The sequence below is a fragment of the Amycolatopsis sp. NPDC043885 genome, from assembly GCF_056435685.1.
The window spans coordinates 23,736-44,164 of sequence record NZ_JBWKEA010000014.1 but is presented as its reverse complement, the minus strand read 5'-3'; the positions used below and the strand labels follow the sequence as shown (position 1 = coordinate 44,164).

Here is a 20,429-nt window from a genome sequence, read left to right as displayed (position 1 = left end):
GTCGGGGATACCGCCTCCATCGACCTCTGGGGAAAGCAAACATGAGCGAAGTCTCCGCCCTCGCCGACGAGTTCGTCGAAGCCCTCTTCGACGCCGAGCCGGTCATGCCCGCTTTGCAGGGCTTCCGTCCGGAATCGACCGGGCTCAGCGATCTCAGCGAGGCCGCGGGGGACGCCTTCCGCGCGCGGCTGGCCGGGTTGGCCGAGCGGGCCGAGGCACTCGCCTCCGACGGTTTGAGCGCGGAGGAGAAGACCACCCGTGATGTCCTGATCGCGATGGCGCGGGCGAGGATCGCGCTGCTGGACTCCCGGTTCGTCGAGTTCACCGTCAGTGACCTGTTCATCTCACCCGCCGCCGAGGTGCTCACCGTGCTGCCGATGATGTCGGTCGGGACGGGCGCGCAGGCCGAGGCGCACCTCGGGCGGATCGCCGCGATTCCGGAGTACCTGCGGCAGGCCGCGCAGCGGCACCGTGACGGCGTCGCCCGCGGGCTGGTCCCGGTCGCGTACCTCGTCGACGCCGCCGTCGCGTACCTCGACCGGCACCTCGCCGAGCCCTCGGCCGATCCGTTGCTGCGCCAGCCCGCGCCCGACGACGACTTCGAGACCCGCCGCGCCGCCCTGCTGCGTGACGTCGTCCGGCCCGCGATCGCGGAGTACCGCGAGGTGCTCGCGAAGGAGATCGCGCCGCACGGCCGTCCCGAGGACAAGCCCGGCGTCTGCTGGCTGCCCGACGGCGAGCGAATCTACGCCCTGCTCGCCGAGATGCACACGACGACCGACCGCACCCCGCGTGAGCTGCACCAGACCGGGCTCGACGTGATCGCGGGCCTCGCCGACGAGTACCGCGAGTACGGCTCGCGGGTCTTCGGCACCAGCGACCTCCAGGAGATCTTCACCAAGCTCCGCTCCGACCCGGCTCTGCGCTGGTCCGGTGCCGACGAGATGCTCGACTCTGCCCGCGCGGCCATCACCAGGGCCGAGGCCGAGGCGCCGAAGTGGTTCGGCCGGATCCCGCCGCAGCCGTGGACGGTCGAGCCGGTTCCCGCCGAATCCGCGCCCGGCGCGCCCGCCGCGTACTACATGTGGCCCGCGGTCGACGGCTCCCGGCCCGGCATCTACTTCGCCAACACCCACAAGGCGGAGGAGCGGTTCCGGCACGCGGCGGAGGCGACGGCGTTCCACGAGGCCATTCCCGGCCACCACTTCCAGCTGAGCCTCGCGCAGGGACTCACCGAACTCCCGCTGCTGCGCCGAATCGGCGACTTCACCGCGTACGCCGAGGGCTGGGGCCTGTACACCGAGCGCCTCGCCGACGAGATGGGCCTGTACTCCGACGACGTCGCGAAGCTCGGCATGCTGACCATGGATTCGATGCGCGCCGGACGGCTGGTGGTCGACACCGGGCTGCACGCGCTGGGCTGGAGCCGCCGCCAGGCGATCGACTTCCTCACCGAGAACACGCCGATGGCGCCGGTGGAGATCGAGTCCGAAGTGGACCGGTACATCGCCTTCCCCGGCCAGGCGCTGTCGTACATGGTGGGACGGCTGGAGATCCAGCGCATCCGTGCCGAGGCCGAGCTGACACTGGGCAGCCGGTTCGACATCAAGGCCTTCCACGACGTCGTGCTCGGCGGCGGTGCGCTGCCGCTCTCGGTGCTGGACGGCGTGGTCCGCGACTGGGTCGCCGGCCACGGCGACACCCCGAACGGTCTCGCCGACGAGCTGATGGAGCTCAAGTTCGAGGAGCTTCCGCTGTGGCGCTCGCTGCTCGGGCTCCCCGGCGACGAAGGCGCGCTGCCCGATCCGAGCGCGGAGGCCGCGGCCGCGCAGCGCGCGACGGCGGTCGCCATCGCCGAGCGCGCCGAAGCCCTCGACTCCGAAGGGCTTTCCCCCGCCGAGGTGGTCACCCGCGAGGTCGTGATCCAGCAGGCGAAGGCGATGGTCGACGTCCTCGATTCGCGGGCCGCGGAGTTCTCGGTCAGCGATGGGCTGGCGTCGCCCGCGCTGTTCATGCTCAACGAACTCTCGGTGCTGTCGCTGAACGACGAGGAAAAGGTCCGCGGCTACCTGAAGCGGCTGGAAGGCATGGGCGCCTATCTCGACGCCCTGATCGTGCGCCAGCGCGCGGCGGCGGCCGACGGGCTGGTCCCGCCCGGCTTCCTCGTCGAAGGCGGGATCGCCTACGTGGAGCGTTATCTCGGTGACGAGGCGGGGGATCCGCTGGCGCTCACCGCGTCCGTTTCCGTGGAGGGCTACGAAACCGAACGGGACCGGCTGCTGGCCGAGGTCGTCCGGCCCGCTTACACGCGGTACCGCGACTTCCTCGCCGATGAGCTGCGTCCCGTGGCGAAGCCCGAAACCGAGCCGGGTCTCTGCGCGCTCCCTGGCGGGCAGGAGAAGTACGCCGCGCTGATCCGGGCGCACACGTCGACCGAGCGCACCGCGCGGGAGCTGCACGACACCGGCCTCGACATGATCGCGAAACTGGCCGACCAGTATCGCGAGCTGGGCGAGAAGATCTTCGGCACCAAGGACCTCGACGCGATCTTCGAGCGGCTGCGCACCGACCCTGCCCTGCGCTGGCGGGACGGTGAAGAACTGCTCGACGCCGCGCGTGACGCCATCACCCGCGCCGAAGCCGTCGCCCCGCAGTGGTTCTCGACCGTGCCCGAGGAGCGGTGCCAGGTCGAGCCGGTCCCGCCGGCCGAGGCGCCCGGCGGCACGCTGGCGTACTACATCGAGGCGTCGCTCGACGGCTCGCGGCCGGGCACCTACTACGCGAACACCCACGAGGCCGAGCAGCGCCCGAAGCACACGAGCGAGGCGATCGCCTTCCACGAAGCCGTTCCGGGGCACCACTTCCAGATCTGCATCGCGCACAAGCTCAAGGGCCTGCCGATGTTGCGCGGGCACGCGGACGTCAACGCCTACGTCGAGGGCTGGGGGCTCTACTCGGAGCGCCTCGCCGACGAGATGGGCCTGTACTCCAGCGACCTGACCAGGTTCGGCATGCTCACCCAGGATTCGATGCGCGCCGGGCGGCTCGTCGTCGACACCGGGATGCACGCGCTCGGCTGGAGCCGTCAGCAGGCCGTCGACTACCTGGCCGAGAACACGCCCATGGCCAGGGTGGAGATCGAGGCCGAGATCGACCGCTACGCCGCCGTTCCCGGGCAGGCGCTGTCGTACATGGTGGGGCGGCTCGAGATCGAGCGGATCCGTGCCGAGGCCGAGGCCGCGCTGGGCGACCGGTTCGACATCAAGGGCTTCCACGAGGTCGTGCTGAGCAACGGGATCCTCCCGCTGCGGGTGCTGGACGACGTGGTGAAGGCCTGGGTGGCCGCGCAGTGAGCCGGGACACAGGCGAAAGGTGGCGTCCCGGCGCATACTGTCGCTAAGCGAGCGCTCAGTAACCTACGAGGGAGATGCCGATGAGGATCGGGACCGCGATCAGCTACGCCGGTGGTTTCGCCGACAGCGTGGCGGACATCGTCGAGCTGGAGAAGGCCGGGCTGGACATCGTCTTCGTCCCCGAGGCCTACTCGTTCGACGCGGTCAGCCAGCTCGGCTACGTCGCGGCGAAGACCGAACGGGTCCAGATCGCCTCGGGCATCTTCCAGATCTACACGCGGACGCCGACGTTGACCGCGATGACCGCCGCCGGGCTCGACTTCGTGTCCGATGGCCGGTTCACGCTCGGCATCGGCGCGTCGGGTCCGCAGGTCATCGAGGGTTTCCACGGTGTGAAGTACGACGCGCCGCTCGGCAGGACCCGCGAGATCATCGACATCTGCCGTCAGGTGTGGCGGCGGGAGAAGGTGGTGCACTCCGGCACGCACTACTCGATCCCGCTGCCACCCGAGCAGGGCACCGGCCTCGGCAAGCCGCTGAAGCTGATCAACCACCCGGTGCGCGAGCGGATCCCGATCCTGCTGGCCTCGATCGGCCCGAAGAACGTCGCGCTCACCGCCGAACTCGCCGAGGGCTGGGAGCCGATCTTCTTTCACCCCGAGAAGGCCGCCGAGGTCTGGGGCGCGTCGCTGGCCGAGGGCAAGGCGAAGCGTGACCCGTCGCTGGGCGAGCTGGACACCTTCGTCGGCACCGCGCTGGCGATCGGTGACGACGTCGAAGGGCTGCTGGACCACCTGCGCGGCATGCTGGCGCTCTACATCGGCGGCATGGGTGCGCGCGGCAAGAACTTCTACAACAGTCTCGCTCAGCGGTACGGCTACGAGGCCGAAGCGAAGCTCATCCAGGACCTCTACCTGGACGGCAAGAAGGACGAGGCCGCCGCGGCGGTGCCGAAGGAACTGATCAGGGCGATCTCGCTGATCGGGCCGGAGGGCTACGTCAAGGAGCGCCTCGCCGCCTTCCGTGAGGCCGGCGCGACCACGTTGGTGGTCAACCCGATGCTGCCCGGCCGGGAGGCGCGCGTGGCGCAGGTTTCGAAGCTGCGCGAACTGATCGGCTAGGCACGCGGCGGGGAGGCGAACCTCTCACCTGTATCGATCCGGTATACTTGACCTGCGCTGGCGTACCCCCTTCGTGGTCAAAAAACGGCCTCCCGGTGGAAAGGGAACGTAAACCACGCCTGAACGGCGAGAAAATACGCCATTATCAGGAGTGAAAGCGAGACCTCGGGGAATCCGTTCGCGACGAAGGTGAGGTGCCTCGCGTGCGCAAGCAGATCGGCGAGCCGTCCGCCGCGGTCCTGGACGTCGGTTCGTTCAGTGCACGGCTGGTGGTTCTTGCCAAGGGCGGTTCGCCGCTCGACCCCGCACTGAGCCACCAGACGCGGCTGCGGCTGGACCGGGAACTCGACGATGACGGGAACCTGACCCGGCGTGGTATCGACGCGGTCTCGTCCGCGGTCGAGGCGGGGATGACGATGGCCGCCAAGCATGGCGTCGAAAACGTGTACCCGCTCGCCACCTCGTCGATCCGCGACGCGGGCAATGTCAAGCAGGTCGTCCGCGAGGTCCAGAAGGCCACCGGGGTCAAACTGCGGTTCCTCACCGGCCGCCGCGAGGCCGAACTGGCCTACGTCGGCGCGCGCCGGTGGTACGGCGCTTCCGCCGGCGGGCTGCTGGTGCTCGATATCGGCGGCGGGACCGTCGAACTAGCCGCGGGGGACGGCGAGGAGGCCGGGTTCGCGCACTCCCTGCCGCTCGGCGCCCGGTCACTGACCCGGGACTGGTTCGCCACCGAATGTCCGTCGCCCAAGGTCGTGCGGGCGATGCGGGAACACGTGCTCGACGAGTTCCGCGACGCGATGCAGGACGTCCTCCCGCGGATCCGCGACCATCGCGCCGTCGGCTGCTCCAAGGTGCTGCGGCAGCTCGCCCGGCTCGCCGGGGACCGGCCGTCCCGCTCCCGGGAACTGCACCTCGACGACCTGCGCGCGTGGATCCCTCGGCTGGCGAAGCTGCCCGCCAAACGCCGCGCCGAACTGCCGGGTATCTCGCGGCAGCGCTCCCACCAGGCTCTCGCGGGCGCGATCGTCGCCGAGGCGCTGCTGACGCTGGCCGGTGGCCAGGTCGCCATCTGCCCGTGGTCCACCCGGGACGGGCTGCTGCTCGGCATGCTCGACGGGCTGGTCACCCCGGAGGGTGAATCGGCCAAAGCCGCCTGAAGACTGGCGCATCCGGCCGCGAGCGGGTACCCCGGACACATGAGGGAAAGCAAGAAGAGCTTCGGGCAGGACGACGAAGAAGACCTCGACGACCTTCGCGGAATCCAGCCGAAGACCGACGTGCCCGGCGTGCCCAATCGTGACGTCGGGCCGCACGGCACCAAGGAGGTCGACGACGTGCCGGGCGGCGGCGAAGTGCCCGTCGAACCCCCGGACTGAGCTCGCCGCGCGTGCTATGAAAGGTCCTTTCCTTGCAAAATTTGCAAGGAAAGGACCTTTCATAGCACGCGAAGGGACCGGTCACGCGTCCTTCGGCTGCCTCCGCGCCGGTGCGCGGCCCGCGGGCTGCACCGGCGCCGGCCCCGGGTCGAGCGCCGGGATCGGCAGCCGCACCGGCCCGGCGGTCACCGTGAACGTGTCGCCGTGGTGCACCAGTTCCAGCGGTGCCCCGGTGATCACGTGGTACGTCGCGCCCTCGCCGTCGATCTCGACCTGGAACCGGGTGCCGCGGAAGGTCAGCCGGAACGCGATCCGCCGGAGTTGCGGCGGCAGCCTCGGCGCGAAGCTCAGCCGGCCGCCGTAGTCGCGCAGCCCGCCGAAACCGGCGACGGTGCCCTGCCACGCGCCCGCCAGCGACGCCAGGTGCAGACCGTTGCGGACGTTGTTGTGCACGTCGTGCAGGTCGGTGAGCGCCGCCTCGGCGAGGTAGTCGTAAGCCAGTTCGAGATGCCCGACCTCGGCCGCCACCACCGCCTGCGTTCCCGCCGACAGCGAGGAATCCCGTACGGTTCGCGCCTCGTAGTAGGCGAAGTCGCGCGCTTTTTCCTCGGGGGTGAAGGAATCCCCGCACAGATGCAGCGCGAGCACGAGATCCGCCTGCTTGACCACCTGTTTGCGGTACAGGTCGAAGTACGGGTAGTTCAGCAGCAGCGGGTAGAAATCCGGGTCCGTCGCCTCGAAATCCCACTCGTCGTGCTCCAGGAACCCTTCGGACTGCGGGTGTACGCCGAGATCCTCGTCGTAGGGCACCAGCATCGCGTCGGCGGCCTTGCGCCACGACGCGACCTCGTCCGCGCCGACCTCGAACCGGCGGGCGACGTCGTCGTGCTGGCCGACGATCTCGGCGGCGTAGAACAGGTTCCGGCGGGCCATGAGGTTCGTGTAGACGTTGTTGTCCGCCACCGCGGAGTACTCGTCCGGCCCGGTGACGCCGTCGATCCGGAACCGGCCCCGCCGGTCGAAATGCCCGAGTGACAACCACAATCGCGCGGTTTCGAGGAGCAGTTCGGCGCCGCAGGTCCGCATGAACTCGTCGTCGCCGGTGGCGTTGAGATAGCGCACGACGGCGTCGGAGATGTCCGCGCTGACGTGGAACGCCGCCGTGCCCGCCGGCCAGTACGCGGAGCATTCCGCGCCGTTGATGGACCGCCAGGGGAACGCCGCGCCGCGCAAACCCAGCTGTGCCGCCCTTTCCCGTGCTTTGTCCAAAGTGGAGTGACGCCAGCGCAGTGCGTCGCGGGCGGCGTCCGGGATGCTGTAGGTGAGCACGGGCAGGACGAACGTCTCGGTGTCCCAGAACGCGTGCCCGTCGTAGCCGGGGCCGGTCAACCCCTTGCCCGCCAGCGCCCTCGTCTCGCCGCGGGCTCCGGCCTGCAGGAGGTGGAAGAGCGCGAACCGCACGGCCTGCTGGAGTTCCGGGTCGCCGTCGATCTCGATGTCCGACGTCTCCCAGAAGTCGTCGAGGAACTCCTTCTGTTCGGCGAGCAGCCCCTTCCAGCCGGTCTGCCGGGCCCCGGCCAGCGCGGCCTCGACCTGCGCGCGCACGGCGGGCACCGAACGCTGCGCGGACCAGCCGTAGGCGAGGAACTTGGTGATCCGCAGCCGTCCGCCCTGGGGCACGTCGACGGCGATGGTGAGCCGCGCCAGGTCTTCCTCGGCCTCGATATGCGTGCGCACGCCGTCGGAGACGTCGATCTTGTGGTCCATCGCGGCGGCCATCCGCAAACCGGATCGGCGGGTCTGGTGCACCAGCACCGCGTGATACGCCTCCGCGTGGTGGTATTCCCCGATCAGCGGCGACTCCAGCGCCGCCGCGACCCGGGGGTCACGCGTGTCGGACTCGATCGGTTCGTTCGCCAGCAGATCCGACTGCACCACCAGCTGGAGGTCGTCGTCGAGCGGTTCGACCTCATACCTGATCGCCGCGACGGCCCGCTGCGTGAAGGAGACCAGGCGTTCGGTCTTCACCCGGACCCGGCGGCCGGTCGGCGAAGACCAGACGGTGTCGCGCGCGATGGTGCCCTTCCGGAAGTCGAGCACGCGGTCGTGTTCGGTCGCCTGGCCGTACCGCATGTCGAGCGGTTCGTCCTCGACGAGCAGCCGGATGACCTTGCCGTCGGTCACGTTGACGACGGTCTGTCCCTCTTCGGGATAGCCGTAACCGCTTTCCGCGTAAGGAAGATCGTGCTGTTCATAGAAACCGTTCAGGTAGGTGCCCGGAAGGCCGCGTGGCTCGGCCTCCTCAAGCGTGCCGCGCAGGCCGATGTGCCCGTTGGACACCGCGAACGCCGATTCGGTGCGCTGCAACGCGTCGACGTCCATTCCGTGCCAGCGCAGCTCCCAGGGCGCGACCTCGTAGCCGCGGAGAAGCGATTCGGTCACTTGCGATCCTCCAGGAGTTCGGCGAGGTCCTCCACCACGACGTCGGCGCCGTGCGCGAGCAGCTCGCCCGACTGATGCGCGCGGTTCACCCCTACCACGTAACCGAAACCGCCGTCCTTGCCCGCCTGCACGCCCGCGAGGGCGTCCTCGAAGACGGCCGCGTTCGCCGGTGCGACACCGAACGCCTCGGCGCCGGCGAGGAACGAGTCGGGGGCGGGCTTGCCGCGCAGGTTCTTCTCGGCGATCACGATCCCGTCGATCCGCGCTTCGACGAACTTGGTCAGGTCGGCGGCGTCGAGCACCTTCGCGCCGTTGGCCGACGAGGTGACGACGCCGATGCGCAGCCCCGCCGCCTTGGCGGCCTCCAGATACCGGACGGAACCCGGGTACGGAGTCACGCCCTCTTCGTCGATGATCTTCAGCACCAGCTGGTTCTTCCGGTTCCCGATCCCGTTGACGGTGGCGGCCTCGATGTCGTCGTCCGGGCTTCCCTCTGGCAGTTCGATCCCGCGCGAGGTGAGGAACGTGCGGACGCCGTCGGCCCTCGGCCGTCCGTCGACGTAGGCCGCGTAATCGGTGTCGGTGAACGGCGAGAACGCGTCACCGTCGCGGGCGCGCAGGAACTCGTCGAACGTGCGTTTCCACGCTTCGCGATGCTGGGCCGCGGTTCCGGTCAGCACGCCGTCGAGGTCGAAGAGACAGGCCGTGATGGTGTCGGGCAGACCGATCATGTCTGGCCACGCTACCCGTGCCGGCTGGTGCTCGCTCGGCTTCGTCAGGCGGTGCGGATCACGAGCGCGACATGCCGCGCGGCCCGGTCCAGCGGGTCGGACGACCGGTGGACCCGGCTGACCAGCAGGGCTCCTTCGAGGTTGTTCATGATGGCCGTCGCGACGTCTTCGGGATCCTTGACATCACTGAGCAGTTCGACGAGCAGGGCATGCCAGGCGGCGAACGCGTCCTGGCACGCCTTGGTGATGGCGGGCGAGGCGTGCGCCATCTCCAGGGTGATCGTGGCGAGCGGGCAGCCACCGCGGTAGTCGTCGGCGGCCAACGCCTCACCCGCCTTGCGATACCACCAGGCCACGGCGTCTTCGACGGTCTCGGTGCGCTCGAAGGCACGGCGGACCGTCTTCGCCACGACGGCGGTGCCGAGTTCGATGGCGGCGACCGCGAGTTGCTCTTTGCCGCCGGGGAAGTGGTGGTACGCCGACCCCCACGGCGTCCCGGCCTGCTCGACCAGCCGCCGCCACGAGGTGGCCTGGTAGCCCTCGCGGCGGAAGAGCGTCATCGCGGTCGAGATCATCCGCTCGCGAGTGGTGGTGTCGGACACGTCGCTCAGCATAGCCCTTGACTAGGACGACCGTCTTAGGAAACTCTAGGACGATCGTCTTAGGAGGCGGCCATGACCACCGATGTCACCGGGCAGACCAGGCAGAAGACCGTGACCTGGCAGGATCCGCTGCCCACCGCCCGGCTCGGCCGGGAAATGTCCGGCCTCGACTACCTCACCGGCATCGCCGAGGGGCGGATCCCGCCGGCACCGATCTCGGCGCATTTCGGCATGCGCTGGGTGAGCGTGGCCGAAGGCGACGTCGTGATCGCCGCGACGCCGGACGAGTCGCTGTACAACCCCATCGGGACCGTGCACGGCGGGGTCGCGGCGACCCTGCTCGATTCGGCGGTGGCGTGCGCGGTGCACTCGACCCTGCCCGCCGGGATCGGCTACACCTCGGTGGAGCTGAAGGTGAACTACCTGCGCGCCATTTCCGGCTCGGTGGGGGAGATCCGCGCCCACGGCTGGGTCGTGAAGGCCGGTTCGCGCGTCGCGTTCGCCGAGGGCGACATCCGCGACGGTCAGGGCAAGGTGCTCGCGACGGCGTCGAGCACCTGCCTGATCATCAAGCCCTAGAACATTTTCGCGCCGGGCGGCACCGGCTGTTTGACGTCCCAGTGCTCCACGATGAGCCCGTCCTCCACGCGCACGATGTCGACGACGGCCGCTCCGGGTTCCTCGCCCGGGCGGACGACGTGCAGGTGCACGACGACGTGCTCGTCGTCGGCGATCACGCGTTTCACCGAGACGTCCGCGCCCGCCATCGGCGAATTCCGCATCGCTTCCACGAAAGCGTCACGGCCGGAGGGAAATCCCGGGCTGTGCGTGACGAAATCCGGGTGCACGTTCGTGCCCGCGGCGGCGAAGTCCTTGCGCACGAACAAGTTCTCGAAACAGTCGAGGACGATCTTCTTGGCTGTGGTCATACGGACATCGTTCCGCGCGGGCTCCGCAGCCGTCGATTACCGCGGAGGTAAAGCCCCACGACAGCGAGCGCGCCGGAACGTGGCGGGACGACCACCTCCCCAGGTGCAAGCCGACGCGAACTTCCGACCCGGCCGCTCAGGCCGCGCCGACCTTGCGTTCGAAGACCAGGCCTTCGGCGGCGCGCAACCCGACGCTGATCGCGCCGGTCAGCACCCCGTCGTCGCCCAGTTCGCCCTGGACGACCGACGGGACCAAGGGAGTGAACGAGCGCAGGGCGCGGTCGATCGGGTCGAGCAGCAGATCGGCCGCGGTGCCGATCCCGCCTCCTAGCACGATCAGTTCGGGATCGATCACCGCGGCCACGGACGCCACGGTGTACGCCAGTCTGTCGGCCTCCGCCTCGACGGCACGCAGGGCGAGTTCGTCGCCGTCCCGGGCGAGCCGGAAGACCTCGCGGGCCGATTTCGCCGTGCCGAGGCCGAGTTCGCGCGCGCCGCGGACGACGGACTGCGCCGCCGTCGCCTCTTCGAGGTGGCCGCGGACCGGCGGCGAGTCCTCGCCTTCGCCCGCCGCGTCCGACTGTCCGTACGGCAGGTAGCCGATCTCGCCCGCCGCGCCCGTCGCGCCGCGGAAGACCTGGCCGTTGACCATCACGCCCATGCCGACGCCGGTGCCGATGGTGATGCAGCCGAACACCGACGCCCCACGCGCGGCGCCGCGTTCCCATTCGCCGACGGCGGTGAGGTTCGCGTCGTTCTCGACCATGAGATCCGGGCCGAGGACGGCTTCGAGTTCGTCGAGCAGGCCCGCCTTGCCCCAGCCGGGCAGGTTCGGCGCGTGCCGGAAGCAGCGTTTGTCCGGGTCGGCGACGCCGGGGGAGCCGAGGACCCGCACGACGATGTCGGCCTGGCTCAGCCCCGCTTCGCGCACGGTCGCCGCGGCGAGGGCGCCCACCGCGCTGACGAGCGCGGTGCCCGAACGTGAGGTGTTCCGCTCGTCACGGCGGGCGACCACGGTATGGCCGAGATCCGAGACGGCGACGCGGAGGTGCTCGCGTCCGATGTCGACACCGAGGACGTAGCCCGCCGTGGGATCCGCTTCGTAGAGGACGGCGGACCGGCCGGTGCCGGTCGAGGTGTGCCCGGTCGCCCTGGCGAGACCCGCCGCTTCGAGCGCCAGTAACGCTTGGCTCACCGTGGGTTTCGAAAGACCGGTGTCCTTGGCGACTTGGGGTCGCGTCGCCGGGCCGCTGCGGCGCAGGAGGTCCAGCACGGCGCGCTGATTGATCTTCCGCATCCCGGCGGGGGTGCCGACGGGTGGGTTTTCTGCGCCAACCACGAGCTTCGCCTCCTGTCGAACCAAGGTGTTCCACCAAAGTTATCCGCCTCCGGCCCGAAATGGGCAAGAAGGTTTACATTCGGTGGTTCCAGGCGACGATAAACGTGTCCGCGCCGCGAATCGCGCACGCCGCGCGCGAAAAACCGTGATTCACCCGGTATCCGGGCGCGTGCTCCCAGTGACCGGTAATGGTCTAGACCAGATGGCTTCAAGCGACGTGGCGGCTCGCAGGCCTCCGGAATCCCCTGTGCTGCCGGGGTCGTTCGGGGGCTTCACCGGTCTCGTGGTCCGTTTCCGCGCTGTGGGAACCCGGATGGTCGGCCGTCGTCGCCGGGCTGGGGCGGTTGCGCAGCCGGTGCTGCCGGTTCACCACGTACAGCAACAGCAGTCCGGCGACGACCAACCCGTGGGTGAGCACGCGTCCGGCGGTCACCTGCCCGGTGACGAGGTCACCCGCCGACAGCGCCAGGAGGAGCGCGACGAAACCGGTCAGCGCGGGCAGCTGCCCGGACGCCGCCTTCGTGCGGACGGCCGCCCAGCCGAGCCCGACACCGACGGCGAGGTTCCACGCGCTGCTTTCATGCGAAAGGTGCCCGATCAGGGATTCCGTGCCGTGCCCCGCGGTGTGGTCTTCGACGCCCAGCAGCTGGGCGAAGGCGAGGGCGAGCTGCGCGATCGCGACCAGCGCGAGCGCGATCCTGGCAGGCCAGCCCTCGCTCGGCGGGGCTGGGGTGCGTTCGAGGATGACGGCGGTGAGGTCCGGGACCGGGGGAGCGGGCCGCACCAGCATCGCCCGGTGCATCCGCTCGGCGCGAGAGAGCCACGACCGGCATGCGGGGCAGCCCGCCACGTGCCGGTCGACCACCTCGGGCGGGGCGGGTTCGGTTTCGCCGTCGAGCCGGGCCGACAGGGCCTCGCGGCAGGTCTCGCACTTCACGTCTCACTTGTCGGGCGCGGGCCTGCCCCGGTTCCCGGGACGCTGCTACGTTTCTCGTATGGCCGGGCCGCGCAACCACGACGACGAGCGGGTGACCGAGCTCGCTCTCGCCGCCGCCCGCGGCGACCGGCGGGCGCTCGAGGACTGGGTGCGTGCCACCCAGGCCGACGTCTGGCGCTTCGTCGCGCACCTCGCCGACGTCGGCGCCGCGGACGATCTCACCCAGGAGACGTACCTGCGCGCGTTCGGCAGCCTGCGGCGGTTCGCCGGCCGGTCCTCTTCGCGGACCTGGCTCCTGTCGATCGCGCGCCGCGTCGTCGTCGACCGCATCCGGGCGGCTTCGGCGCGTCCGAAGCTCGCCGACGTCGACTGGGAGGCCACCGCCGAGCGGCGCGGAGCTCGCCAGGCGGAGGGTGTCGCCGGCTTCGAGGACCTGGTGGAGCTGCGGATGCTGCTCGACGGGCTCGACCCGGAGCGGCGCGAGGTCCTCGTCCTCACCCAGGTGCTCGGGCTTTCGTACGCCGAGGCCGCCGAGATCTGCGGCTGCCCGGTCGGCACCGTGCGTTCGCGTGTCGCGCGTGCCCGCGAGGACCTGCTCGAAGCGGGCCGGGAGCGCGACTCCATCTGACGCGTTTAGTCCTCTGAATGCGGTAGTTCGCGCTGCCAACTACCGCATTCAGAGGACGAATTGCCCCGCGTGCTGTGGCGCGCCACACATTCGGGGCCGTCCGTTGTCATCTTGTCACACAGATGAGCCGACCCGACTACTCCGCGTTGACTAGGCCGAATGCCGATGCCTAGCGTGTCGCCATCCGACCCCAGGCCGCGCGAGGGTCCCCGCCTTCTCCGCGCGCTCTCGAAGGGATCTTCCCGATGGCCAGTCCCACCACTGGAACCCCAGGCGAGGCCCCGGACCCCGGAGGCCTCGGCCGTCGCCGGTTCCTGACCTTCCTCGTCGCCGCGCCCACGCTCACGATCGCCACGAAGATCGGTATCGACACCGTCGCGCCCGAAGAGGCCGAAGCCGTCATCCCGACCCCGCCCGGGCCGGCCGAGATCCTCGACCTCGGCGACGTGCTGATCCTGTCGAACGCCCCCACCGCCGGTCTTCTCGTGCTCGAAGTCCGCGAAGACGGCCGCGTGCGGCTGGAACTGCCGCGGACCGAGGTCGGGCAGGGCATCACCACGGCGAACGCGATGTTGGTCGCCGAAGAGATGGACCTGCCGCTCGACCGCGTCGACGTCGCCCTCTCCGACGCCCGCTCCGAGCTGCTGTTCAACCAGCTGACCGGCGGTTCCAACACGATGCGCTCGCTCTACACCCCGGTGCGGACCGCGGCGGCCGCAGCGCGCGCCCGCCTGGTCGCGACCGCCGCCCAGCAATGGGGCGCCAAGGCCGACCGGCTGTCCACAAGGGACGGTTCGGTTATCGCCCCCGACGGACGCCGCGCGGACTACGGCGCACTGGCCAAGCCCGCCGCCCGCGCCGACCTCGGCAAGCTCACCGCGGCCCCGAAGGCGGAGTCCGCGCACAAGCTGGTCGGCACGCCGCAATCGCGCAAGGACGCCCGCGCGATGGTCACCGGACAGCTGCAGTACACCCTCGACCTGGACATCCCCGGCGCGAAGCCGGTCATGGTCCGCCGCCCGCCGACGATCAACGGCACGGTCAAGCAGGTCAACAACGAGGCCGCCGTCCGCGCGATGCCCGGCATCATCGACATCGCCGTGATCAAGACCGGGGTCGCGGTGATGGCCGAGACCTTCGGCCAGGCGCTCGACGGCAAGAACGCCCTCGACGTCACCTGGAACGGTGGCACCGTCGACGGCGAGAACAACACGACGATCAAGAAGAAGCTGCAGGCCGCCGCGCTCCCGTTCATCGTGCCGCCGCTGCTGACCCAGTACGTCGACGGCGAGTTCGACTTCGCCTTCGCCAGCCACGCCCCGCTGGAGACCAACTCGGCCGTCGCCGACGTCCGGGAGGACAGCGCGACCATCTGGTCCGGGATGAAGGTGCCGATCCTCGCGAAGCAGAACATCGCGCAGGAACTCGGGCTGCCGGAGAACAAGGTGACCGTGCACGTCCAGCAGGCGGGCGGTTCCTTCGGCCGGCGGCTGTTCTCCGACGGCGCCATCGAGGCCGCGCGTGCGTCCAAGGCGTTCAAGCGGCCGGTGCGGCTGATGTGGAGCCGCATCGACGACATGCGCCACGGCCGCGCGCGGGCCGCGAGCCACCACAAGATCCGCGCCACCTTCGCACTCGGCCAGGTGCTCACCTTCGAACACCGGGTCGCCAGCGTGGAAACCGACTGGAGCCACGGGCTCGGCGAGGTCCTCACGGCGTTCGCCTCCGAACTGCCCGTCGGCGGCAACCTGAGCTTCGCGCAGACGGTGTTCCTGCTGACGGTGAAGTCGCCGTACAACTTCGGCGTCACGACGCAGCTGCTCAACGAGGTCCCGGTGGACTTCCACACCGGTGCCTGGCGGTCGGTGTACTCGTCGAGCACACGCGGTGCGGAAGAGATCATGGTCGACGAGATCGCCGCGAAGCTCGGCAAGGACCCGGTCGAGTTCCGGCGTGAGTTCATCAAGGACGACCGGCAGCGCGCGGTGCTGGACAAGGTCGCCGAACTCGGCGAGTGGGGCAAGAAGATGCCCAAGGGCTTCGCGCAGGGTGTCGCCGTGCACGGCGAGTACAAGTCGTACACCGCCTGCCTCGTTGAAATGGACGCCCGTGACCCTAAGAAACCGCGTGTCACCAAGGCGACCATCGCGGTCGACGTCGGCAAGCCGATCAACCCGCGCGGGATCGAGGCGCAGATGCTCGGCGGCCTGACCGATGGCATCGCCACGACGCTGACCGCGGGTCTGCACATCGACAAGGGTCTGCCGCTGGAGGGCAGCTACTCGCAGTTCCATTACGCGCGGCAGAAGAACTCGCCGACGGACGTCAAGATCCACGTGATGCCGGAGACGGGCGAGATCGGCGGCGCCGGGGAGCTCGGCGTGCCCGCGCCGGTCGGCGCGATCGGGAACGCCTACGCGCGGGCCACCGGGATCAAACCGCGCAGCTTCCCGATCAACTTCCCGATCGACTTCGAACCCTTCCCCCGCTGACTTTCCTTCCCCGCCAAGGAGTTTTCGATGCCCAATTACACCTTCACGGTGAACGGGAAGACCGTCACCGTCGACGCTCCCGCGGATCTGCCCATGCTGTGGGCGCTGCGGGACAAGCTCGGCGTCCGCGGCCCGAAGTACGGCTGCGGGATCAACGTCTGCAAGGCCTGCACCAGCCACCTCGACGGCGAGGCGTTCAACCCGTGCGTGACGCCGGTGTCCGACTGCGCGGGCAAGGAGGTCACCACGATCGAAGGTCTCGCCGACGGTGACGACCTGCACCCGGTGCAGGAGGCCTGGCTGGAGCAGGACGTCGCGCAGTGCGGCTACTGCCAGCCGGGGCAGATCATGGCGGCGGTGGCGCTGCTGAAGAAGACGAAGAACCCGACCGACGCCGAGATCGACGCGATCCAGAACGTCTGCCGGTGCGGCACCTATTTCCGGATCCGCGAAGCCATCAAGAGCGCGGCCGCGAAGCTGTGAAACCCCGCCGGTGCGGTGGAAATCTCGATTTTCCGCCGCACCGGCGGCGCCTCGCGGTTTCGACAGGCCACCTCCGGGCAAGTCGTGTTAGATGACGTCCCCAGGGCCTCGACGAGGAGTCCCTGCCCCGGAGGACGTCCATGCACTACCGAACGGTGCTCCGCGAAGGTTCGGCCGCCGTCGTCGCCGAACTGGCCGTGGAGGTCGAAAAGCAGCTGCCGGCGCTCATCGACAGCACTGTCGGGCAGATCCGTGCCGAGATGCCGGTGTACCGCGACGCGCAGTTCGTCAGCCACGCCGAACTGCGGACGTCGGTGCGGAACAACCTCGAGTTCGTCATGCGGACCCTCCGCGGCACGGAGGAACCCGACCTCACCCAGGCGAGGGCCACCGGGCGTGCCCGCGCGTTGCAGGGCGCGCCGCTGCCGGAACTCCTGCGGGCCTACCGGATCGGGCTCACCGAGGTGTGGAACCGGTTCGTCGACCTGACCGCTTCGAGCGAGCATCAGGACCTCCGCGGCCTCGTCGCCGCGACGTCGGCGATCTGGGCGCTGATCGACGACTACGCCGAGGCGCTGACGACGACGTACCGCGACACCACCGCCGAAGTCATGCTGGCGCACCAAAGCAGGCGCTCCGCGTTGGTCGAGGCACTGTTCGCCGGCGGCGCGGCCACCGAGGGCACGCTGTGGGACATCGCGCGCGTGCTGGAACTCTCGCTCGACGGGTCGTATGTGGTCGTCGCCGCCGAGACCCCGCGCGTCGGGCACGAACCGTTGCCCCAGATCGAAAACCGGCTCCGCGAACGGCATCACGCGTCCGCCTGGCGGCTCACTCCGGACCTGCAGGTGGGCGTGGTCTCGATGCGGGATCCGGCGGCGTCCCAGGTGATCATCGAGCTGTTGCGGGAGAACCAGACCGGCCGGATCGGGGTCAGCCCGGTGTTCACCGGACTCGGGAACACCTCCCGCGCACTGCACCTCGCCCGTGTCGCGCTCTCCAGCATGATGCCGGGGTCGACGGGAATGGTGCAGTTCAACGAATCCCCGCTGGCCGGTCTCGTCGCCAGCGCGCCCGAGGCGTCGGTCCAGCTCGCGCACCACGTGCTGAGGCCGATCCTGGACCTGCCCGGCGACGACCGGAACGTGCTCCTGCTGACGTTGCGGGCGTGGTTCGAATGCCAGGGCTCCACGAAACTGACGTCCGAGCGGATGTTCTGTCATCCCAACACGATCCGGCACCGGCTGAAGCGGATTTCCGAGGAACTGGGGCGTTCGCTGACCGACCCGGCCGACATCGCCGAACTCGGTGCCGCCCTGCGCGCGCTCCACATGTTCCCGGACACCTCGCATTTGCCCTCGCCGAGGGATCCGCTGCGCTAGGTTCGCGGCATGGAACAGCTCGCCATCGGCGGAGACCTGCCCGTACACCGTCTCGGTTTCGGCGCCATGCACCTGCCGACCGAAGCAGGACCCGGACGCGACAACGCGATCGCCGTCGCGCGGCGCGCGGTCGAACTCGGCATCACGCTGATCGACACCGCGCATCTCTACGGCGGGGGAGCGAACGAGGAACTCCTCGCGGAAGCGCTGTACCCGTACCCGGACGACCTGGTGATCACCACCAAGGTCGGCGTCGTGAGGACCGGCGACGACTGGAAGTACGACGCCCGGCCGGAATCGCTGCGAGTGCAGGTCGACGAAGGATTGCGGCGGCTGCGCGTCGAGCGGATCGAACTGCTGCAACTGCACCGGATCGACCCGGAAACCCCGCTGGCCGACCAGCTCGGCGCGCTGCGGGACCTGCGCGACGAGGGCAAGATCGGCCGGATCGGGCTGTCCGAGGTCACCGTGGACGAACTCGCGCGGGCACGGGAGATCGTGGACATCGCGAGCGTGCAGAACCGCTACAGCCTGCTCGACCGCGAGCACGAATCGGTGCTGGACGCGTGCGAGGCGGCCGGGATCGCTTTCCTGCCATGGCGTCCGGTGCACGGCTCCGCGTCTTCCGCCACCGCCGCGCTCGCGGCCGTCGCTTCGGAACTCGGGGTGACCACGGCGCAGGCCGGGCTCGCGTGGCTGCTCGCGCGGTCGCCGGTGATCCTGCCGATCCCGGGGACGGCGAGCCTCGCACACCTGGAGGAGAACTTCGCCGCCGCCGACGTCAAGCTGACCGCTGAGCAGCTGGAGCGCTTGGGCTCGTGAGTGGTAAGGACGGTTAGAACCGTCCTTACCACTCACGACGGTTTGGTCGCGGTACTTCTCCACTTCGAACCCCGGCACGATCCAGATCACCTTCCGGAGGAAGTGGACCACCGCGGCGAGGTCGAAGAACTCCATCCGCAGTTTCGCCGGTTCGAGGCGCTCGACCCGCAGCCCGACGGCCTCCGCCTCGACGCGCAGCACGTCGGGCGTCCAGCCGCCGTAGTCCTGCGGGCCGAGGAAGAACTCCTTCAGCTCCCGCACGGTGCCGGCACCGATCTGTTGCGACAGAAAGGTTCCGCCCGGACGTAGCACGCGGGCGATCTCCCGCCACGGGTTCTCGATCGGATGACGGCTGCTCACCAGATCGAAGGACTCGTCGGGGAACGGCAAAGGCGCGTCGTACTCGGCCTCGACCACCTCGCCGCCCAACGGCGAGAGGGTCCTCCGGGCGACCTCGACGTTCGGCGGCCAGCCTTCGGTGGCGGCGAGGACCGGTGGCGGTTTCGGGATGCCCGCGAGCACCTCGCCGCCGCCGGTCTGCAGATCCAGCCCGGCGGCGGCCGCCGCCATCCGCTCGCCGAGCAGCCGCGAGTAACCCCACGGTGGCCGTTCCTCCGTGGCCCGGCCCTCGAACCACGAGAAGTCCCAGCCTTCGACCGGGACGGCCTCTCCCTCGGCGAGCAGCTCTTCGAAAGTCATGCCCGCAGTCTCGGCTCCCCGGCTTGGCGGGGCAACGCGATTTCGGGTGCTATCCGGCGTCGGTCGAGCGCTTCCAGAGGTTGATGTCGGCCTCGGTGGCGTAGCGGTCGATCTCGGCCAGCTCTTCGTGGGTGAAGTGCAGGTTCTTCAGCGCGCCGACGTTGTCCTCCAGCTGGGCGACGCTGCTCGCGCCGATCAGCACCGACGTCATCCGCGGGTCACGCAGGCCCCACGCGAGCGCGAGCTGCGCCAGCGTCTGCCCGCGCCGCTGGGCGATCTCGTTCAGCGCCCGGATCTTGCCGAGGGTGCTCTCGGTGATCGTGTCCGGGTTGAGGGACTTCCCTTGCGCCGCACGGGAATTCTCGGGGACGCCGTTGAGGTAGCGGCTGGTCAGCAGTCCCTGCGCCAGCGGCGAGAAGGCGATGCAGCCCGCGCCTTCGGCTTCGAGCGTGTCGAGCAGCTTGTCGCCTTCGAGCCAGCGGTTGAACATCGAGTACGACGGCTGGTGGATGAGCAGCGGGGTGCCCAGCTCGCGCAGAAGTCGCGCGGCCTCGGCGGTCTTCTCCGACGAGTACGACGAGATGCCGACGTACAGCGCGCGTCCGGAGCGGACGGCGGTGTCGAGCGCGCCGACCGTCTCCTCGAGCGGCGTCTCGGGGTCGAAGCGGTGCGAGTAGAAGATGTCGACGTAGTCCAGGCCCATCCTGCCGAGCGACTGGTCCAAAGAGGACAGCAGGTACTTGCGCGAGCCCCATTCGCCGTACGGGCCTGGCCACATGTCGTAACCGGCCTTGGTCGAGACGACCAGTTCGTCACGGTAGGGCTTGAAGTCCGAAGCCAGCAGCCTGCCGAAGTTCTGCTCGGCCGAACCGTAGGGCGGGCCGTAGTTGTTGGCGAGGTCGAAATGGGTGATGCCCAGGTCGAACGCGCGCCGCGCGATGTCCCGCTGGGTGCCCAGTGGCTTGTCGTCGCCGAAGTTGTGCCACAGGCCCAGCGAGATCGCGGGCAGCTTCAGGCCGCTGCGCCCGGTGCGGCGGTAAGGGATGCTCTCGTATCGGCCCTCGGCCGCGACATAGGTGCTCACCGGGCC

Annotated in this window: 18 protein-coding genes and 1 pseudogene; 11 read left to right on the top strand and 8 right to left on the bottom strand. The window is 69.6% G+C overall.

Annotated features, from left to right (window positions below):
- Positions 1-41 precede the first annotated feature (41 nt).
- The 4 genes from AC069I_RS31395 to AC069I_RS31380 all read left to right on the top strand — a co-directional run bounded on the left by AC069I_RS31395 (position 42) and on the right by AC069I_RS31380 (position 5,853).
- Positions 42-3,353 (top strand): DUF885 domain-containing protein, encoded by a 3,312-nt coding sequence (locus AC069I_RS31395; RefSeq protein ID WP_478267048.1) that lies wholly within the window; start codon positions 42-44, stop codon positions 3,351-3,353.
- A gap of 80 nt (positions 3,354-3,433) precedes the next feature.
- Positions 3,434-4,474, top strand: coding sequence for an LLM class F420-dependent oxidoreductase (locus tag AC069I_RS31390; protein ID WP_478267047.1), 1,041 nt, complete (start codon positions 3,434-3,436; stop codon positions 4,472-4,474).
- A gap of 203 nt (positions 4,475-4,677) precedes the next feature.
- Complete coding sequence (locus AC069I_RS31385) at positions 4,678-5,634, top strand: Ppx/GppA phosphatase family protein (protein WP_478267046.1); 957 nt, start codon at positions 4,678-4,680, stop codon at positions 5,632-5,634.
- 39 nt (positions 5,635-5,673) lie between these two features.
- Positions 5,674-5,853 (top strand): hypothetical protein, encoded by a 180-nt coding sequence (locus AC069I_RS31380; protein WP_478227147.1) that lies wholly within the window; start codon positions 5,674-5,676, stop codon positions 5,851-5,853.
- A gap of 81 nt (positions 5,854-5,934) precedes the next feature.
- Here the strand turns inward: AC069I_RS31380 and AC069I_RS31375 are convergent, their stop codons facing one another.
- Genes AC069I_RS31375 through AC069I_RS31365 form a run of 3 tightly spaced genes read right to left on the bottom strand, consistent with a single transcriptional unit; the run spans position 5,935 to position 9,628 of the window.
- Complete coding sequence (locus tag AC069I_RS31375; RefSeq protein WP_478267045.1) at positions 5,935-8,295, bottom strand: glycoside hydrolase family 65 protein; 2,361 nt, start codon at positions 8,293-8,295, stop codon at positions 5,935-5,937.
- A complete protein-coding gene (locus AC069I_RS31370) occupies positions 8,292-9,026 on the bottom strand; it encodes an HAD family hydrolase (protein ID WP_478227145.1) in 735 nt (244 codons plus the stop codon). Before AC069I_RS31370 ends, AC069I_RS31375 begins: the two co-directional genes overlap by 4 nt.
- 44 nt (positions 9,027-9,070) lie before the next feature.
- Complete coding sequence (locus AC069I_RS31365; protein WP_478227144.1) at positions 9,071-9,628, bottom strand: TetR/AcrR family transcriptional regulator; 558 nt, start codon at positions 9,626-9,628, stop codon at positions 9,071-9,073.
- 72 nt (positions 9,629-9,700) lie between these two features.
- On the opposite strand from AC069I_RS31365, the gene AC069I_RS31360 reads away from it, so the two are divergent.
- Positions 9,701-10,207 carry a PaaI family thioesterase gene (locus tag AC069I_RS31360; RefSeq protein ID WP_478227143.1) on the top strand — a complete coding sequence of 169 codons (507 nt, stop codon included), beginning with the start codon at positions 9,701-9,703 and terminating at the stop codon, positions 10,205-10,207.
- Here AC069I_RS31360 and AC069I_RS31355 read toward each other — a convergent pair.
- The 3 genes from AC069I_RS31355 to AC069I_RS31345 form a co-directional block, all read right to left on the bottom strand.
- Entirely contained in the window at positions 10,204-10,557 is a 354-nt protein-coding gene (locus AC069I_RS31355) for a nuclear transport factor 2 family protein (RefSeq protein WP_478227142.1), read from the bottom strand. The two genes, AC069I_RS31360 and AC069I_RS31355, sit on opposite strands and share 4 nt — an antisense overlap.
- Before the next feature lie 136 nt (positions 10,558-10,693).
- A complete protein-coding gene (locus tag AC069I_RS31350; RefSeq protein WP_478227141.1) occupies positions 10,694-11,896 on the bottom strand; it encodes an ROK family transcriptional regulator in 1,203 nt (400 codons plus the stop codon).
- A gap of 208 nt (positions 11,897-12,104) precedes the next feature.
- Positions 12,105-12,833: a zf-HC2 domain-containing protein gene (locus AC069I_RS31345; protein WP_478227140.1), complete on the bottom strand. Its 729-nt coding sequence runs from the start codon at positions 12,831-12,833 to the stop codon at positions 12,105-12,107.
- A gap of 58 nt (positions 12,834-12,891) precedes the next feature.
- Here AC069I_RS31345 and sigC point away from each other — a divergent pair, with 58 nt between their 5' ends.
- The 6 genes from sigC (at position 12,892) to AC069I_RS31315 (ending at position 18,949) form a co-directional block, all read left to right on the top strand.
- Entirely contained in the window at positions 12,892-13,461 is a 570-nt protein-coding gene (gene sigC, locus AC069I_RS31340) for an RNA polymerase sigma factor SigC (RefSeq protein ID WP_034324554.1), read from the top strand.
- A gap of 245 nt (positions 13,462-13,706) precedes the next feature.
- The gene (locus AC069I_RS31335; protein WP_478267044.1) at positions 13,707-15,953 is read left to right on the top strand and encodes a xanthine dehydrogenase family protein molybdopterin-binding subunit; all 2,247 of its coding nucleotides are present in this window, start codon (positions 13,707-13,709) and stop codon (positions 15,951-15,953) included.
- Positions 15,954-15,980: 27 nt separating this feature from the next.
- The gene (locus tag AC069I_RS31330) at positions 15,981-16,436 is read left to right on the top strand and encodes a (2Fe-2S)-binding protein (RefSeq protein ID WP_340687736.1); all 456 of its coding nucleotides are present in this window, start codon (positions 15,981-15,983) and stop codon (positions 16,434-16,436) included.
- A gap of 140 nt (positions 16,437-16,576) precedes the next feature.
- Positions 16,577-17,818, top strand: a complete 1,242-nt coding sequence (locus AC069I_RS31325; RefSeq protein WP_478227138.1) for a PucR family transcriptional regulator — start codon at positions 16,577-16,579, stop codon at positions 17,816-17,818.
- A gap of 9 nt (positions 17,819-17,827) precedes the next feature.
- Positions 17,828-18,640: an aldo/keto reductase gene (locus tag AC069I_RS31320; RefSeq protein WP_478267043.1), complete on the top strand. Its 813-nt coding sequence runs from the start codon at positions 17,828-17,830 to the stop codon at positions 18,638-18,640.
- Between the two features lie 102 nt (positions 18,641-18,742).
- On the top strand, positions 18,743-18,949 hold the full coding sequence (locus tag AC069I_RS31315) for a hypothetical protein (protein ID WP_478267042.1): 207 nt from the start codon (positions 18,743-18,745) through the stop codon (positions 18,947-18,949).
- 36 nt (positions 18,950-18,985) lie between these two features.
- On the opposite strand, the pseudogene AC069I_RS31310 reads toward AC069I_RS31315, so the two are convergent.
- Positions 18,986-19,210 (bottom strand): annotated as a pseudogene (locus AC069I_RS31310) (methyltransferase domain-containing protein); the annotation flags it as partial.
- Positions 19,211-19,388: 178 nt separating this feature from the next.
- On the bottom strand, positions 19,389-20,423 hold the full coding sequence (gene mgrA / locus AC069I_RS31305; protein WP_478227135.1) for an L-glyceraldehyde 3-phosphate reductase: 1,035 nt from the start codon (positions 20,421-20,423) through the stop codon (positions 19,389-19,391).
- Between the last annotated feature and the right edge of the window lie 6 nt (positions 20,424-20,429).

Bases quoted from the DNA above. Each gene is read 5' to 3' on its own strand.
- sigC (WP_034324554.1), top strand. From the start codon at position 12,892: ATGGCCGGGCCGCGCAACCACGACGACGAGCGGGTGACCGAGCTCGCT.
- AC069I_RS31325 (WP_478227138.1), top strand. From the start codon at position 16,577: ATGCACTACCGAACGGTGCTCCGCGAAGGTTCGGCCGCCGTCGTCGCC.
- AC069I_RS31360 (WP_478227143.1), top strand. From the start codon at position 9,701: ATGACCACCGATGTCACCGGGCAGACCAGGCAGAAGACCGTGACCTGG.
- AC069I_RS31335 (WP_478267044.1), top strand. From the start codon at position 13,707: ATGGCCAGTCCCACCACTGGAACCCCAGGCGAGGCCCCGGACCCCGGA.
- AC069I_RS31320 (WP_478267043.1), top strand. From the start codon at position 17,828: ATGGAACAGCTCGCCATCGGCGGAGACCTGCCCGTACACCGTCTCGGT.
- AC069I_RS31390 (WP_478267047.1), top strand. From the start codon at position 3,434: ATGAGGATCGGGACCGCGATCAGCTACGCCGGTGGTTTCGCCGACAGC.
- AC069I_RS31330 (WP_340687736.1), top strand. From the start codon at position 15,981: ATGCCCAATTACACCTTCACGGTGAACGGGAAGACCGTCACCGTCGAC.
- AC069I_RS31380 (WP_478227147.1), top strand. From the start codon at position 5,674: ATGAGGGAAAGCAAGAAGAGCTTCGGGCAGGACGACGAAGAAGACCTC.
- AC069I_RS31370 (WP_478227145.1), bottom strand. From the start codon at position 9,026: ATGATCGGTCTGCCCGACACCATCACGGCCTGTCTCTTCGACCTCGAC.
- AC069I_RS31355 (WP_478227142.1), bottom strand. From the start codon at position 10,557: ATGACCACAGCCAAGAAGATCGTCCTCGACTGTTTCGAGAACTTGTTC.
- AC069I_RS31395 (WP_478267048.1), top strand. From the start codon at position 42: ATGAGCGAAGTCTCCGCCCTCGCCGACGAGTTCGTCGAAGCCCTCTTC.